13 protein-coding genes are annotated in these 14,918 nt (G+C 69.9%); 10 read left to right on the top strand and 3 right to left on the bottom strand.

The features are described from left to right. Positions 1-54: 54 nt before the first annotated feature. The 3 genes from IE124_RS25575 to IE124_RS25565 are packed head-to-tail and all read right to left on the bottom strand — an operon-like array spanning position 55 to position 4,770. A complete protein-coding gene (locus IE124_RS25575) occupies positions 55-1,530 on the bottom strand; it encodes a glycoside hydrolase family 43 protein (protein WP_189510682.1) in 1,476 nt (491 codons plus the stop codon). After that, positions 1,527-3,746 carry a beta-glucosidase gene (locus IE124_RS25570; RefSeq protein WP_189510679.1) on the bottom strand — a complete coding sequence of 740 codons (2,220 nt, stop codon included), beginning with the start codon at positions 3,744-3,746 and terminating at the stop codon, positions 1,527-1,529. Before IE124_RS25570 ends, IE124_RS25575 begins: the two co-directional genes overlap by 4 nt. A gap of 10 nt (positions 3,747-3,756) precedes the next feature. Further along, positions 3,757-4,770 carry a LacI family DNA-binding transcriptional regulator gene (locus IE124_RS25565; RefSeq protein ID WP_189510675.1) on the bottom strand — a complete coding sequence of 338 codons (1,014 nt, stop codon included), beginning with the start codon at positions 4,768-4,770 and terminating at the stop codon, positions 3,757-3,759. 227 nt (positions 4,771-4,997) lie between these two features. Here IE124_RS25565 and IE124_RS25560 point away from each other — a divergent pair, with 227 nt between their 5' ends. From IE124_RS25560 to IE124_RS25520, 10 genes are all read left to right on the top strand, one after another. Then, the gene (locus IE124_RS25560) at positions 4,998-6,290 is read left to right on the top strand and encodes an extracellular solute-binding protein (protein WP_229832853.1); all 1,293 of its coding nucleotides are present in this window, start codon (positions 4,998-5,000) and stop codon (positions 6,288-6,290) included. Between the two features lie 4 nt (positions 6,291-6,294). Continuing rightward, positions 6,295-7,272 carry a carbohydrate ABC transporter permease gene (locus tag IE124_RS25555; protein ID WP_370468820.1) on the top strand — a complete coding sequence of 326 codons (978 nt, stop codon included), beginning with the start codon at positions 6,295-6,297 and terminating at the stop codon, positions 7,270-7,272. After that, positions 7,269-8,099 (top strand): carbohydrate ABC transporter permease, encoded by an 831-nt coding sequence (locus IE124_RS25550; RefSeq protein ID WP_189510669.1) that lies wholly within the window; start codon positions 7,269-7,271, stop codon positions 8,097-8,099. Before IE124_RS25555 ends, IE124_RS25550 begins: the two co-directional genes overlap by 4 nt. Before the next feature lie 89 nt (positions 8,100-8,188). After that, positions 8,189-8,632, top strand: a complete 444-nt coding sequence (locus IE124_RS35075) for a glycoside hydrolase (RefSeq protein ID WP_229832870.1) — start codon at positions 8,189-8,191, stop codon at positions 8,630-8,632. Next, positions 8,560-9,561 carry a glycoside hydrolase family 30 protein gene (locus tag IE124_RS25545; protein ID WP_229832862.1) on the top strand — a complete coding sequence of 334 codons (1,002 nt, stop codon included), beginning with the start codon at positions 8,560-8,562 and terminating at the stop codon, positions 9,559-9,561. Before IE124_RS35075 ends, IE124_RS25545 begins: the two co-directional genes overlap by 73 nt. A gap of 32 nt (positions 9,562-9,593) precedes the next feature. Beyond that, complete coding sequence (locus IE124_RS25540; RefSeq protein WP_189510808.1) at positions 9,594-10,658, top strand: endo-1,4-beta-xylanase; 1,065 nt, start codon at positions 9,594-9,596, stop codon at positions 10,656-10,658. Continuing rightward, entirely contained in the window at positions 10,655-11,701 is a 1,047-nt protein-coding gene (locus tag IE124_RS25535; RefSeq protein ID WP_189510666.1) for a Gfo/Idh/MocA family protein, read from the top strand. Before IE124_RS25540 ends, IE124_RS25535 begins: the two co-directional genes overlap by 4 nt. Further along, positions 11,698-12,558 (top strand): DUF6807 domain-containing protein, encoded by an 861-nt coding sequence (locus IE124_RS25530; RefSeq protein WP_189510663.1) that lies wholly within the window; start codon positions 11,698-11,700, stop codon positions 12,556-12,558. Before IE124_RS25535 ends, IE124_RS25530 begins: the two co-directional genes overlap by 4 nt. After that, positions 12,552-13,271 carry a cupin domain-containing protein gene (locus IE124_RS25525; protein ID WP_229832851.1) on the top strand — a complete coding sequence of 240 codons (720 nt, stop codon included), beginning with the start codon at positions 12,552-12,554 and terminating at the stop codon, positions 13,269-13,271. The genes IE124_RS25530 and IE124_RS25525 overlap by 7 nt, the downstream gene beginning before the upstream one ends. After that, entirely contained in the window at positions 13,268-14,743 is a 1,476-nt protein-coding gene (locus IE124_RS25520) for a non-reducing end alpha-L-arabinofuranosidase family hydrolase (protein WP_189510661.1), read from the top strand. Before IE124_RS25525 ends, IE124_RS25520 begins: the two co-directional genes overlap by 4 nt. The last annotated feature ends 175 nt before the right edge of the window (positions 14,744-14,918 follow it).

Below are 14,918 nucleotides of genomic sequence, written 5' to 3'. Positions count from 1 at the left end.
GTCGAAATTGTTTCGACATGGGCCGCGTGTCTCAAAAGGAGTTCTCGGCGCGGATCACCTTTCCGGTTCGCCGATGTCACGCGCCTCCGGGCGGTGCGGATACGTGACGTCGAACCACGTGAAATGGGCTTGGTTCGTGGACGGGCGGCCGTGGGAGGTGGCGTAGAGGCCGAGCTGGACGCTGGTGAACAGCGGCGTGAGGAAGGTGGCTTCGACGGTGGCCAGGTCCTGCCAGGCACCGTCGGGCGCCGCGTGGGCGAAGGTGTGGCTGAAGCCCCGGACGCGGACCCCCAGGCGAACGGGCCCCGGGGGTACGGGAACGCCCGCCAGGACCTCGGGCCCGCGGCGGAGGACGAGCCCTTCCTCGGTGCGAAGGAAGAGGAGGTGGGTGTCGTCGTCGACGACTACGGCGAGGCCGGCCTGTTCGCCCGGTGCCGCGGGAGTGAAGTGCAGCTCGGTGGACACGTCGCAGTCGGGCTGTTCCTGCGGGCGGACCAGGAGGGACGGGACGGTGCGTTCGCCGAGGCGTTCGGGACGGAGCCGGAGGCGGAGCCCGTCGCCGGTGGTCCAGAACGGCGCACGTGGGGTGCGCAGGGTGCTCCAGTCGGTGGAGAGGGCGGCGAAGTCGTCGTGGAGACGGCGGCGGGGGCTGGTGTGCTCGACGGGGGAGAAGGCCGGCCAACCATCGCTCCAGGTGACCCCGCTGAGGAAGGTCTCGCGTCCGATGGCGGAGCCCGGGCGGACACCCAGGAGGACCGCCCGCCAGTCGCCGCACGGGGTCCGCACGAGGTCGGCGTGCCCGGTGCAGGTGACGGGGCCCTTCCGGGCGGGAGGCAGAACCGGATTGCCGGGGGAGCTCTCGTACGGGCCGGTCACGTGGTCGGCGAGGGCGGCCACCACGCTGTGGTCCACATCGGTGCCGCCCTCCGCGGTGAGCAGGAGATAGGTACCGTCGATCCGGTAGAGGTGCGGGGCCTCCGACCAGCGTGCGCCCGGCCGGCTTCCCGACCACAGGACGTGTTCGGGCCCCGTGAGCCGTCGTTCGCGGGGAAGGTACTCACGCATCCAGATCTCGGTGCGGCCGGCGGCCTCGTCCAGGACGCGGGCGGCGGTGAACCAGGCCCGGCCGTCTCCGTCCGGCCCGTCGTCGAAGAACAGCGACGGGTCGAAGCCCGCTCCTTCCAGCCAGTACGGTTCCGACCACGGTCCGGCCGGGTCGGCCGCCGTGACGACGAAATGGCCGGGGCCGTCCATCAGCGTGCAGACGAGATGGAAGAGCCCGTCATGGTGCCGGATCGTCGGCGCGAACAGGCCGCGTGAGGGCTCGCACCCGTCGAGGTCGAGCTGGGACGGCCGGTCCAGCGCGGAGCCGAGACGTCGCCAGTTCACGAGATCGCGGCTGTGGAACAGGGGAAGCCCCGGGAACCACTCGAAGCTGGACGTCACCAGGTAGTAGTCCGCCCCTACCCGGCAGACGGACGGGTCGGGCCGGAACCCCGGCAGTACGGGATCGCCGAACGCCGCGCTCACGACACCGGCACGATCTCGACCGGCACGGACAGGACCCGGTCGGCCCCCGGGTGACGTACGGGGCCGCGCAGGGTGAAGGACCCTTGGAGCGGCAGATCGCCGCTGGACCGTCCGACAGCCACGCCGATCTCTCCGGGCTCCACTCTCCTGCGCAGGTCGATCCCGGTGAAAGAGGTCCGGTCGGCATGGACGGAGAAGGTGATCCGGGCGGCCTCGCCCGGCCGCAGCTCGACCCTGCCGAATCCGGCGAGCCAGCGTCTCGCCCGGACGACGGACGCCTCGGGGTCCGACAGGTAGAGCTGGACCACCTCCGTCCCGGTGACCTCGCCGACATTGCGCACGGTGACCGCGACGGAGACGGCTCCGTCCGTCGCGGCGACGGGATCCACGGAGAGATCCGAGTAGGCGAAGCTGGTCCAGCTCAGTCCGTGACCGAAGGGGAACAGCGGCGTCGGGTCCACCGAGCTCCAGTCGGTCGGACCGCCCAACGTCGAGTGCAGGTAGGTGCCGGGCTGACCGCCGACCTGGCGGGGGAGGGAGACGGGGAGCCGCCCGCCCGGTTCCGCGGCCCCGCTGATGATCCGGGCCAGCGCCGTCCCGCCCTCCTCGCCGGGGAAGAAGGCCTGGACGACGGCCGCCGCCCGATCGGCGAGCGAGCCGAGCGCGTAGGGGCGTCCGGAGACGAGGACCAGGACGGTCGGCACCCCGGAGTCGAGGACCTCGGCGGCGAGCGCGGCCTGGTCGCCCGGCAGGTCGAGGGTCTCGGCGTCGCAGCCCTCGCCCGAGGTGCCCCGGCCGAACATGCCGGCCCGGTCGCCGAGTACCAGCACGTTCACCTCCGGGTCCTCCTCGGTGACCGTGAACCCGGCGGCGGCGAGCGCTTCGCCGAGCGTCGGGATCTCCACCCCGGGATCGCCGGGGAGTGCGACGTGGTTCGGGAAGGAGTAGCAGCCGAGGAAGGCGTGCGGATCGTCCGCGTACGGCCCGGTGACCGCGACCCGGCACGGCCGCAGCGGCAGGATGCCGTCGTTGGCCAGCAGCACCGTGGACCGCTCGGCCAGGATCCTGGCCAGCGCCCGGTTCTCCGGCGGGTCGAGGTCGACCGGCTCGGGCTTGACGGGTTCCCAGTCGGGGTCGAGCAGGCCGAGCTCGGCCTTCTGCAGCAGCACCCGCTCCACGGCCCGGTCGACGAGCGCCTCGGACAGATCTCCCGAGCGGACGAGTGCGGTCAGTGGCTCGCCGTAACAGCGGGCCGTGGGCAGTTCGACGTCGATTCCGGCGGTCAGCGCCAGCGCGCCGGCCGCGCCCCGCGATCCGGCGACGCCGTGCCGGGACTCCAGGAAGGAGACCGAATAGTAGTCGGCGACGACGGTGCCGCCGAAGCCGAGCTCGTCCCTGAGGAGTCCGGTGAGGAGCCGATCGTCGGCGGCGACGGGGACGCCGTCCACGTCGGTGTAACTGTTCATCACCGACCTGGCACCGCCCTCGCGCAGCGCCCGGACGAAGGGCTCGACCAGCACGTCGGCGAACTCGCGCGGCCCCACGGCGACCGGGGCCATGTTCCGGCCGCCGCGCGAGGACGAGTACCCGGCGAAGTGCTTGAGCGTCGCCACGATGCCCGCGCCTTCCAGGCCCTGGACGTACGCGGTGCCGATCGCGCCGACGAGGTAGGGGTCCTCGCCCACGCACTCCTCGGTACGGCCCCACCGGTAGTCGCGGACCACGTCGAGCACCGGAGCGAGCCCCTGGTGAACGCCGACCCGCCGCATCCCGTCGCCGATGGCGGCGGCCATCCGCCGCACGAGCCCGGGATCGAAGGACGCGCCCCAGGCGAGCGGCCCGGGGAAGACCGTGGCCCCGAGCGTCATGAACCCGGTCAGACACTCCTCGTGCGCGAGGGCCGGAATGCCGAAGCGGCCGGCCTCCGTCACCTGCGTCTGGAGCGCGGCGAGCCGCTCCATGCCGGTCTCCGCGGTGATCGGCGCCGTTCCGTACACCCGGGTGAGCTGGCCGAGACCCTGCCCGATGATGTCGTCGAGGCTGGGCGCCGGTTCGCCGGAATCGTCCTCCATCGGCGCCACCGGCGCTCCCGGATCGGACGGCAGGGCCCAGAAGCCGGCGAGTTGACCCGCCTTCTCCTCCAGCGACATCCGACTCAGCAGATCGGCGACTCGAACGGCAGCGGGCAGGAGGGGGTCACGCCAAGGCTCGGTCACGGGGGTGCTCCTAAGAACGGGGTGGGGCGGTGGAGACGCGGACCTTGAGTTCGGTCGACAGCTCCATCCGGGGGCTGACCAGGGGCTGGTCCTCCAGAAGCTGGAAGAGCGTGCGAGCCGCGAGCCGGCCCATCTCCTCCAGCGGCTGACGCACCGTCGTCAGCGGTGGTGACAGCCAGTCGCACATCGGCAGGTCGTCGAAACCGACCACGCTGAGGTCCCGCGGGATGCTCAGCCCGGCCTGCCGAGCGGCCTCGTAGACGCCCATCGCCTGCTGGTCGCTGCCCGCGAAGATGGCCGTGGGCGGCTCGGGCAGGGCGAGCAGCTCGCGCGCGCACCGGAATCCGCCCTCGTGCTGGAAGTCGCCGAACCGGATGAGGTCGCGGTCGAACTCGATCCCGGCCCGCTCCAGGGCCGTCCGGTAGCCGTCGATGCGGGCCTGGCTGCAGAGCATCTCCTTGCGCCCGCCGATCGCGGCGATCCGGCGATGCCCCAGCTCAAGCAGGTGTTCGGTGGCGGCGAGTCCGCCGGCCCAGTTGGTCGCGCCGATACTCGGCACACCGTTGTCCGGCAGATCGATCGGGTCGATGACGACCAGCGCCACCCCGCCCCGCTCGACCTGGGCGCGCTGCGCCGCGGTGACGGAGGCGGTGACGAGGATGACGCCGTCGCTGTGGTGCTGGACCGGCACCGCGGACCAGCTCGACGGCGTGGCCTCGCCCGGCGGGACGAGCGACACGACGGTGCCGATGCCCCGGCCGGCGCACTCGGCCTCGACGCCGCGGAGGATCTCCACCGCCCAGGCACTGTCCAGGCCGCCGATGATCAGGTCGACGAGTCCCGATCTGCGCGTCCTGTTCTGCCGGCCGGGCTGGAGGTAGTTGTGGGATCGCAGCAGAGCCTCGATCCGTCGGCGCGTCGAGGGCGCGACGTCGGAGCGGCCGTTGATCACCTTGGAGACGGTGGCCTGTGAGACCCCCGCCTCCGCGGCGATGACCGCCAGAGTCGCCCGCTGCTCGCTCAACTTCTCTCCTCTTCGACGCCGTCGGTCGGTGCGACGACAGGTTTCGCAAACTTTCGAAGAGTTTCTTGGCGGCATGACGGCTTGTCAAGACCCATGTTGCAGCGGGGTTTCCGAGATAAATCGGTGAGAAGTCTTGACCGTGCTGCCCGTCGTTCCTAGTTTATGGCACCACGTAATTCGAGAGTGTTTCGAAAAATTTTCGAGCGCATCCCCCTCATGGAGGTCCCATGGCCAGCACCACCCCGAGCCGGCGCAGCTTCCTGACGCTCGCCGGCATGACCGCACTGTCCGTGTCCATGACGGCGGCCTGCGGGGCCGGCGGATCGGGCGGCGGGGCGGCGGCCGACGGCAAGGTGACGTTCGACTGGTGGAACATCGCCACGACGGAGCCGGGCAAGTCCCTCTTTCCGGAGATCTCCACGGCGTTCACGAAGGCGCACCCGAAGATCGCGATCAACACGACCTCGCTGGAGAACGAGGCGTTCAAGTCCAAGCTGACCGCCACCACCTCCTCGGGCAAGCTCCCCGACGTCTACCAGACCTGGGGTGGCGGCGTGCTGCAGCAGCAGGTCGATGCGGGCCTCGTCGAGGACATCACCGACCTCCTCGACTGGTCGGACAAGCTCACGCCGGTCTCGCTCCAGGCCTACCAGATCGACGGCCGGACCTACGGAGTCCCGTACGACATCGGCATGGTCGGCTTCTGGTACAACAAGAAGCTCTTCGCCAAGGCGGGCATCACCGCACCGCCCGCCACCTGGGCCGAGTTCCTCGGCGCCGTCAGGAAGCTCAAGGCCGCGGGCGTCACCCCGATCGCGCTCGCGGGCAAGGAGAAGTGGCCGGGCCACTACTACTGGGCCTACCTCGCGATGCGCGTCGCAGGACTCCCCGCCCTCCAGAAGGCCGCGACCTCCAAGGACTTCACCGACCCCGGCTTCGTCAAGGCGGGCGCCCACCTCAAGGAGCTCGTCGACCTCCAGCCGTTCCAGCCGGGCTTCCTCGGCGCCGGGTACGCCACCCCGGGCGGCCAGGCCGCGACCATGGGCAACGGCAAGGCCGCCATGGAGCTGATGGGCCAGTGGGGACCGTCGGTGCAGAAGGACGCGGGCGCCGACCTCGGAGCGGACCTGGGCTTCTTCCCCTTCCCGACGGTCGACGGCGGTGTGGGACAGGCGACCGAGGTGTTCGGCGGCGGCGGCGGCTTCGCGCTGCGCAAGGGCGCTCCGAAGGAGGCACTGGACTTCCTGAAGTTCTTCGTCCTCGACAACGAGTCCAAGCTCCTCGCTTCCAACGGCTACCTGCCCGTGGTCAAGGGTGCGGAGAGCCAGCTCACCGACGCCAACAAGAAGGTGGTGGCCGAAGCCCTGGTCAAGGCGACGGGCTTCCAGCTCTTCCTCGACCAGGCGTACCCGCCGGCGGTCGGCCAGGAGGTCAACGACAGCGTCGCCGACCTCATAGCGGGCAAGAAGACGCCCGAGCAGGTCACGGCCGCGATCACCGAGGCTGCGAAGAGTGCCTAGCTCCGTGACCACCCTGACCAAGGAACGGACGGAGGATGCCGCGCCCCCGCCCCCGCCGACCAAGTCCTCATCGGGTCCCCGCCGTTGGGCGGCCTGGGCGTCCGTCGCCTGGTTCCTCGTACCGGCCCTGGTCCTCTTCCTCGTCTTCGTCCTCGCCCCGATCGTCGTCGCCGTCTGGACCGGCTTCTTCAAATGGGGCGGGATCGGCCCCATGGACGACTTCGTCGGCTTCGGGAACTACACCAAACTGTTCGACGATCAGGTCTTCCTCGGCGACCTGGGGCGCGGGCTGTACCTGATCCTCATGTCGGTCCTGGTGCAGCTGCCGTTCGCCCTGTTCACCGCGGTCCTGCTCAACCAGAAGCTCCGCGGCCGGGCCGTGTACCGGATGCTGTTCTTCGCGCCGTACATCCTCTCCGAGGTCGTCACGGCGGTCCTCTTCACGATGATCTTCCTGCCCGGCGCGGGCATGGCAGACCACCTCGCCGGCTTCTTCGGCCTGGAGGGCCTCCAGGGCAAGTGGCTCGCCGATCCCTCGACGGTCATGCCGACCCTGTTCGTCGTCATGATCTGGAAGTACTTCGGCTTCCACATGATGCTGTTCCTCGCCGGGCTGCAGAGCATCCCGTCCGAGATCCTCGAAGCCGCCTCCATCGACGGGGCCGGTGCCTGGCAGCGCTTCCGGCACATCACGCTGCCGCTGCTCGGACCGACGATCCGCATCAGCGTGTTCCTGTCGATCATCGGGTCCATCCAGCTCTTCGACCTCGTCTGGGTCATGACCGCCGGCGGGCCCAACCACTCATCCGAGACGATGGCCATCGCGATGTTCCAGTTCGGCTTCAAGCGGTACCAGGTCGGCTACGCCAGCGCGATCAGCGTGGTGCTGTTCATGATCAGCCTCGTCTTCTCGCTCTTCTACCAGCGGTACGTGCTCCGCCGCGATCTGACCGGGGCCGTTACCTCGGGAGGTGGCCGATGAACGCCCGCCGGACAGTACGCGGCCTGTCGCTGCACGCCGTGGTCTGGCTGATCTCCGCGTTCGTCGCCGTACCCCTGCTCTACGCGGTGATATCCGGTTTCAAGAGCACGGCGGAGCTGACGAACAACCCCTTCGGACTTCCGGAGCACTGGAAGATCGGCAATTACATCGGAATTCTCGGCGACGGAATGTTCTGGCGGCAGATCGCCAACAGTGCGGGAATCGCGATCGGTACCACGGTCTGTACCGTGGTGGCCTCCGCGATGGCGGCTTTCGTTCTGGCGCGATATGCCTTCCGCGGAAGGGAGTTGTTCTATACGCTCTTCACCATCGGGCTGATGTTTCCGTTCGCGGTGGCCGTCCTGCCGCTCTTCCTCATGCTGCGGACCTTCGGTCTGCTCGACAATCCGCTCGGAGTGATCCTCCCGCAGGCGGCTTTCGGGCTTCCCATGACGATCGTGATCCTGCGCGGTTTCTTCCGGACCATCCCGGCGGAGATCGAGGAGGCCGCCACCATGGACGGCTGCGGGAAGTTCCGCTTCTTCTGGCAGATCCTGCTGCCGATGGCGCGCCCCGCGCTCGGCACGGTCTCCGTGCTCGCGGTCGTCGCGAGCTGGAACAACTTCTTCCTGCCGCTGCTGGTGTTCAGCGATCCGAAATGGCAGACGATCCCGGTCGGCGTCCAGCAGTTTCAGGGTCAGTACTCGACCGACTTCGCGCTCGTCCTCGCCTACATCGTGCTCGCCATGGTCCCCGCCCTCGCCTTTTACGCCGTCGCGGAGCGCCAGCTGATCGGCGGCCTCACCGCCGGCGCGACCAAGGGCTGACCCGTACCGCGTGACATCCCTCCCTAGGAGAGCCAGTGAAACATCTGACCGCCTTGACGGGCGTCATATTGTTAGCGCTAACATCACAGGTGGCCGCCGTCGAACCCGTACCGTCGGCGGCCACCCGGGCCAAGGCCACCCAGACCAAGCAGGCCGGACCCGCCATCGACTTCCGGGCAGCACTCCAGCCCATCGACGGATTCGGCTTCTCCATGGCCTTCCAGCGCGCCGACCTGCTGCACGGCGCCCGCGGCCTCAGCCCCGCCAAGCAGCGCGAGGTCCTCGACCTGCTGCTCAGCAAGGAGAAGGGCGCGGGTCTGTCGATCCTGCGCCTGGGCATCGGGTCGTCGACCGACCGGGTCTACGACCACATGCCGACGATCCTGCCCACCGACCCCGGGGGGGGCCGGACGCCACCCCGGAGTACGTCTGGGACGGCTGGGACGGCGGTCAGGTCTGGCTGGCGAAGGAGGCCAAGGCGTACGGCGTCAAGAGGTTCTACGCCGACGCTTGGAGCGCCCCGGCATTCATGAAGACCAACGGCAGCGAGAACGACGGCGGCGAGCTCCTGCCCGCATGGCGGCAGGCCTACGCGAACTACCTCGTGAAGTACGCGAAGTTCTACCAGCGGGAAGGCATCAGGATCACCGACCTGGGGTTCACCAACGAACCCGACTGGACGGCGACCTACGCCTCGATGCGCTTCACCCCGCAGCAGGCCGTCGACTTCCTCAAGGTGCTCGGACCGACAGTCCGCGCCTCCGGACTGAAGACGGAACTGGTCTGCTGCGACGCCGCGGGCTGGGACCGGCAGGTCGCCTTCACCGAGGCGATCGAGGCGGACCCGGAGGCCGACAAGGCTGTGCGGACCATCACCGGCCACCGATACAGCGGTGCGACCACGGTCCCGCAGCCGACCGACAAGCACGTGTGGATGTCCGAATGGTCGCCGGACGGCACCACCTGGAACGAGAACTGGGACGACGGCAGTGGTTACGACGGTCTCACCGTCGCCGCCGACATCCAGAACACCCTGACCGTCGGCAACGCCAACGCCTACGTCTACTGGACCGGCGCGTCCCTCGGCGCGACCCGGGGGCTGATCCAGCTCGCCAACCCCGGCGACGACTACCGGGTGTCGAAGCGGTACTGGGCGCTGGCCGCCTTCAGCCGCTTCATCCGCCCCGGCGCCGTTCGCGTACCGGTCACGAACGCCGACCCGGCCCTGAGCGTCACCGCCTTCCGCAACACCGACGGCCGCCGCGTCATCGAGATCCTCAACACCGCGACCACCGAGAAGTCCGCCGAGTTCACCCTTCGCGGTGGGCACGACCGGCAGCCCGACGCCTACGTGACCGACGGGACCCGCTCGATCACCCCGGCGGACGTGGTCTCCACCCACGGCACGACCCTCACGACCAGGCTCGCCCCGCGCGCGCTCACGACGATCGTTCTCGACTGAGCCGTCCCTCACCCGAGGAGTCACCCATGTCCATGCCCAAGGTCACGTCCAAGCCCAGGTCCCTGTCCCGGCACCTGATCGCCCTGTCCGCGGCCGTCTGCGTCGCCGCCGGCCTCGCCGCCACCCCCGCCACCGCCGAGCCCCGCCCCCGCACGCTCGGCGAGCTGGCCAAGAAGCACCACAAGTACTTCGGCTCGGCGACCGACAACCCCGAGTTCACCGACGCCGCCTACCTGAAGCTCCTCGGCAGCGAGTTCGGGCAGACCACCCCCGGCAACGCCATGAAGTGGTATGCCACCGAACCCGAACCGGGCGTCTTCGACTTCACCGCCGGCGACGAGGTCATGGCCTTCGCCAAGGACCACCACCAGAAGGTCCGCGGCCACACGCTCGTCTGGCACAGCCAGCTCCCCGCCTGGCTCACCGAGCGCACCTGGACCGCCGAGGAGCTGCGCCCCGTCCTCAAGAACCACATCCAGACGGTGGCACGGCACTACAAGGGCAAGGTGATCCACTGGGACGTCGTCAACGAGGCCTTCAACGAGGACGGCACCTACCGCGAGTCGGTCTTCTACAAGACGCTCGGCCCCGGCTACATCGCCGACGCCCTCCGCTGGGCCCACGAGGCCGACCCGCACGCCAAGCTCTACCTCAACGACTACAACGTCGACGGCATCAACGCCAAGAGCGACGCCTACTACGAGCTCATCAAGCAGCTGAAGGCCGACGGCGTCCCGATCGAGGGCTTCGGCCTCCAGGGCCACCTGGCGCTCCAGTACGGCTACCCCGCCGGCATCAAGGAGAACATCCAGCGCTTCGCCGACCTCGGGGTCGACGTCGCGGTCACGGAGCTCGACATCCGGATGGAACTCCCCGCGACCCCGGAGAAGCTCGCCACCCAGGCCACCTGGTACGCCGACTACGTCAAGGCCTGTCTGGACGTCAAGAGGTGCGTCGGCGTCACCATCTGGGACTACACGGACAAGTACTCGTGGATCCCCGGGGTCTTCCCGAACGAGGGAGCCGCGCTGCCCTACGACGAGAACCTCCAGCCCAAGCCCGCCTACCACGCCATCAGGAAGGTGCTGGGCGGATGATCAGGACGGCGATCGTCGGGACGGGCGGGATCGCGGGCATCTGCCACGTGCCCGCCTTGCGGGCCCAGGCGCACCGGGCCGAGATCGTGGCCGCCGTCGACGTGGACGCCGTGCGCGCGGAGGCCTTCGCGGCCGAGCACGGCATCCCCGCCGTCCACACCGACCTGCACACGATGCTCCGGGAGGAGCGCCCGGACGTCGTGCACCTGTGCACGCCTCCCTTCCTCCACGCCGAACAGGCCGTGGCCTGCCTGAACGCGGAGGCGTGGGTCTGGTGCGAGAAGCCGGTGGCGCTGTCGCTGGCCGAGCTCGACCGGATCCGCGCCGCCGAGGGGACGGCCGCCGCGGGTGCGGTGTTCCAGCACCGGTACGGCTCCGGCGCCCGGTACCTGCGCGAGCTGATTGCCGCCGGGACCCTGGGCCGCCCGCTGGTCGCCCAGTGCGTCACGACCTGGTACCGCGACGACGCCTACTACGACGTGCCGTGGCGGGGCACCTGGCGGAGCGAGGGCGGCGGCCCGACCCTCGGCCACGGCATCCATCAGATGGACCTGATGCTCGCGGTGCTCGGGCCCTGGGCCGAGGTACGCGCCATGGCCGGGCGCCTCGACCGTGACGTCGAGACGGAGGACGTCTCCACGGCCCTGGTCCGTTTCGAGAACGGAGCCATCGCGACGGTCGTCAACAGCGTCCTCTCCCCACGCGAGGAGAGCTACCTGCGCTTCGACCTCACCGACGCCACGGTCGAACTGCGGCACCTCTACGGCTACTCCAACGCGGACTGGACGTTCACCGGCAGGAACCCCGGGGTGAAGTGGGAGCCGCCGGACGACCAGCCCAGCTCGCACACCGCCCAGCTCGCGGAGTTCCTGGACGGGTACGAGGCCGGGATCCGCCCCGACCTCGGCAGGCCCACCATGGAACTGGTCACCGCCCTGTACAAGGCCGCGGTCACCGGCCGGCCGGTCGTGCGCGGCGAGATCGACGCGAGCGACCCGTTCTACGGCGCGCTCCACGGAGGACGCCCGGAGGTGTTCCGATGACGCTCGAACTCCAGCGGGACGAGGACGCGTTGACCGTACGGGCGCGGGGCACCGAGCTCTTCCGGTACGTGCACCGACCGGTCATGGACCCCTTCGAGGCGCCGAAACCCTATCTGCATCCGGTACGCACGCTCGCCGGAGACGTGGTCACCGGATACCGGCCGCACGACCACCGCTGGCACAAGGGCGTCCAGTTCACGGCGTCATGGGTGTCGGGCCAGAACTTCTGGGGCGGCGGCACCTACCTGCGCGGCCAGGGCTACGTCGACCTGCCCAACCTCGGCACGATGCGCAGCCTCACCCTGTCCGCCGAGACGGGCCAGGGCCGCGCCGTGATCAGCGAGGACCTGGCCTGGCACACGGCGGCGGGGGAGCACTGGATCGGCGAACGCCGCACCCTGACGGTGTGCGACGTCGAGGACGGCTCCTGGGCCCTGGAGGTCACCACGGCGCTCACCAACGTCCACGACGCCGAGCTCGTGTTCGGCAGCCCCGGCACCCAGGGCAGGGAACTCGCCGGATACTCCGGCCTGTTCTGGCGTGGTCCGCGCGCGTTCACCGGCGGCGACGTGATCGGCCCCGGCATGGGCGAGCAGGGTGACTGGCTGGCCTTCGTCGGCGCGCACGACGAGGTCGACCGCTCCTCCACCCTGCTGTTCCTGGACGACCCGGACAACCCCTGCCAGTGGTTCGTCCGCAGCGAGCCCATCCCCGCCGTCAATCCGTCCCTGGCGTTCGACAAGGAGGTACCCCTCGCCCCGGGCGACACCTTGGCGCGCCGCTACCGGATCGTCGTGGCCGACGGCGCGTGGGACCTCGCGCGCCTGACCCGGTACGTCGAGGAGCACCCGTGGTGACACCGCTCCCCGGCGGCGTGGGACTCTCCGATCTGACCGTGTACGAGTCGGAGGGCGCCGACGGGCTGTGCGGCGGCACCCCCCACATGCACCTCGTCTGCTCCGAGGCGTACGTCGTGATCGGCGGGGCGGGCAGCGTCCAGACCCTCACCACCTCCGGTTTCGACGACACGCCGCTGCGCCCCGGCGACGTCGTCGGGTTCACGCCGGGAACGATCCACCGTCTCGTCAACGCCGGAGACCTGCGTCTCGTGGTCCTCATGCAGAACAGCGGCCTGCCCGAGGCCGGCGACGCCGTCTTCACCTTCCCCGCCCCCGTGCTGGCCGATCTCGACGCCTACCGGAGGGCGGCCGTCCTCAGCGGCGACCACGCCGCGGCGGCGCGCCGCCGCCGTGACCTGGCGCTCGAAGGCTTCCTGGCCCTGCGCCGCGACGGAGGGCTGCGGGAGTTCCACGCCGCGGCTCACCGGCTGAAAAGCGCACTCCTGGACGCGTGGGACGTCCGCTGGCGCGACGGCGCGCTGGCGGCGGCCCACGAAACCGGCCGTCAGCTGGAGCGGCTGAAGGCCGGAGACCTCTCCCACCTCGACCAGGGCGCGGTGTCGCGGCTGGACCGCCCGAAGGCTCCGCTCTTCGGCATGTGCGGCCGTCTCCACCCCTACACCGCCCCCACAGACCCCCACCGCCCTCCCCTGAAGGAGCGACTCCGATGACACGTCGTCATCCACCCCTGATCCTGGGCCTCGTCCTCGCGGTCCTGGCGTCCCTGCTGCTCGGTGCCACTCTCGTCACCGCCCCGCCCGCCGCCGCGGCGACCGTCGACACCAACGCCTGGTACGTGCTGGTCAACCGCAACAGCGGCAAGGCACTGGACGTCTACAACCTGGCCACCGGCGACGGCGCCCGCATCACCCAGTGGACCAGGAACGACCAGAACCAGCAGCAGTGGCAATTCGTCGCCTCCGGCGACGGCTACTACCGCGTCAAGTCCCGCCACTCCGGCAAGGTCCTGGACGTCCAGAGCAGCTCCGCGGCCAACGGCGCCGCGATCGTCCAGTGGACCGATGCGAACGGCACCAACCAGCAGTGGCGGCTCGCCGACAGCGCGGACGGCCACATCAGGCTCGTCGCCCGCCACAGCGGCAAGGCCCTCGAGGTCCAGGGCGCCTCCACCGCCGACAACGCGAACGTCGTCCAGTACGACGACTGGGGCGGCGCCAACCAGCAGTGGCAGCTCGTCAAGGTCGCCGGCGGCACCCCCGGCACCTGTGCGCTTCCCTCGACGTACCGCTGGTCGTCGACGGGCGCGCTGGCGCAGCCCAAGGCCGGATGGGCCTCGCTCAAGGACTTCACCGTCGCTCCCCACAACGGCAAGCACCTCGTCTACGCGACGACCCACGGCACCACGGGGACGGGAGTGGGCTGGGGCTCGATGAACTTCACCCCGTTCACCGACTGGTCGCAGATGGCCTCCACCGGCCAGAACACCATGTCGAACGGCGTCGTCGCGCCCACGCTCTTCTATTTCGCGCCGAAGAACATCTGGGTGCTCGCCTACCAGTGGGGCAGGACCGCGTTCTCCTACCGGACGTCGACCGACCCCACCAACCCGAACGGATGGTCGGCGGAGCAGGAGCTCTTCTCCGGAAGCATCGCCGGCTCGGGAACGGGCCCCATCGACCAGACGCTCATCGGCGACGGGACGAACATGTACCTGTTCTTCGCCGGTGACAACGGCAAGATCTACCGGGCGAGCATGCCGATCGGGAACTTCCCGGGCAGCTTCGGCTCGTCGTACACGACGATCATGAGCGACACGGAGAAGAACCTCTTCGAGGCGCCCCAGGTCTACAAGGTCAAGGGCCAGAACCAGTACCTCATGATCGTCGAGGCGCGGGGCGCGAGCGAGCGGCGCTACTTCCGCTCGTTCACGGCCACCAGCCTCAACGGCTCGTGGACGCCGCAGGCCGCGACCGAGAACAACCCCTTCGCCGGCAAGGCCAACAGCGGAGCCACCTGGACCAACGACATCAGCCACGGCGAGCTGATCCGCGCCGGCGCCGACCAGACCTTCACGATCGACCCCTGCAACCTGCGGTTCCTCTACCAGGGCCGTGATCCCAACTCCGGTGGTGACTACGGCCAGTGGGCCTACCGGCCGGGACTGCTGACGCTGCAGCGCTGACGATGTGACACGGCTCCGGCTCCGGCTCCGGCTCCGCACCGGAGCCGGAGCCGCGGGCTCGGCGGACGGCCGGGCCCGCCACGGCCCGCGACCTCTCCGCCGAAGCGGCCACGGTGGTCACCCGCCGACCGCTCTCGTCGCGCCTCCGTCCGCTCCCTGGAGCGGTACGCCCGTC

The organism is Streptomyces narbonensis (assembly GCF_014649015.1).
Taxonomy (GTDB): Bacteria; Actinomycetota; Actinomycetes; order Streptomycetales; family Streptomycetaceae; genus Streptomyces; species Streptomyces narbonensis.
The sequence above is the reverse complement of the archived record's forward strand: the minus strand, read 5'-3'. Positions and strand labels throughout refer to the sequence as shown.

Excerpts from the sequence above, each read along its gene's own strand:
- IE124_RS25520 (WP_189510661.1), top strand. The coding sequence starts at position 13,268 with ATGACACGTCGTCATCCACCCCTGATCCTGGGCCTCGTCCTCGCGGTC.
- IE124_RS25535 (WP_189510666.1), top strand. The coding sequence starts at position 10,655 with ATGATCAGGACGGCGATCGTCGGGACGGGCGGGATCGCGGGCATCTGC.
- IE124_RS25560 (WP_229832853.1), top strand. The coding sequence starts at position 4,998 with ATGGCCAGCACCACCCCGAGCCGGCGCAGCTTCCTGACGCTCGCCGGC.
- IE124_RS25550 (WP_189510669.1), top strand. The coding sequence starts at position 7,269 with ATGAACGCCCGCCGGACAGTACGCGGCCTGTCGCTGCACGCCGTGGTC.
- IE124_RS25540 (WP_189510808.1), top strand. The coding sequence starts at position 9,594 with ATGCCCAAGGTCACGTCCAAGCCCAGGTCCCTGTCCCGGCACCTGATC.
- IE124_RS25530 (WP_189510663.1), top strand. The coding sequence starts at position 11,698 with ATGACGCTCGAACTCCAGCGGGACGAGGACGCGTTGACCGTACGGGCG.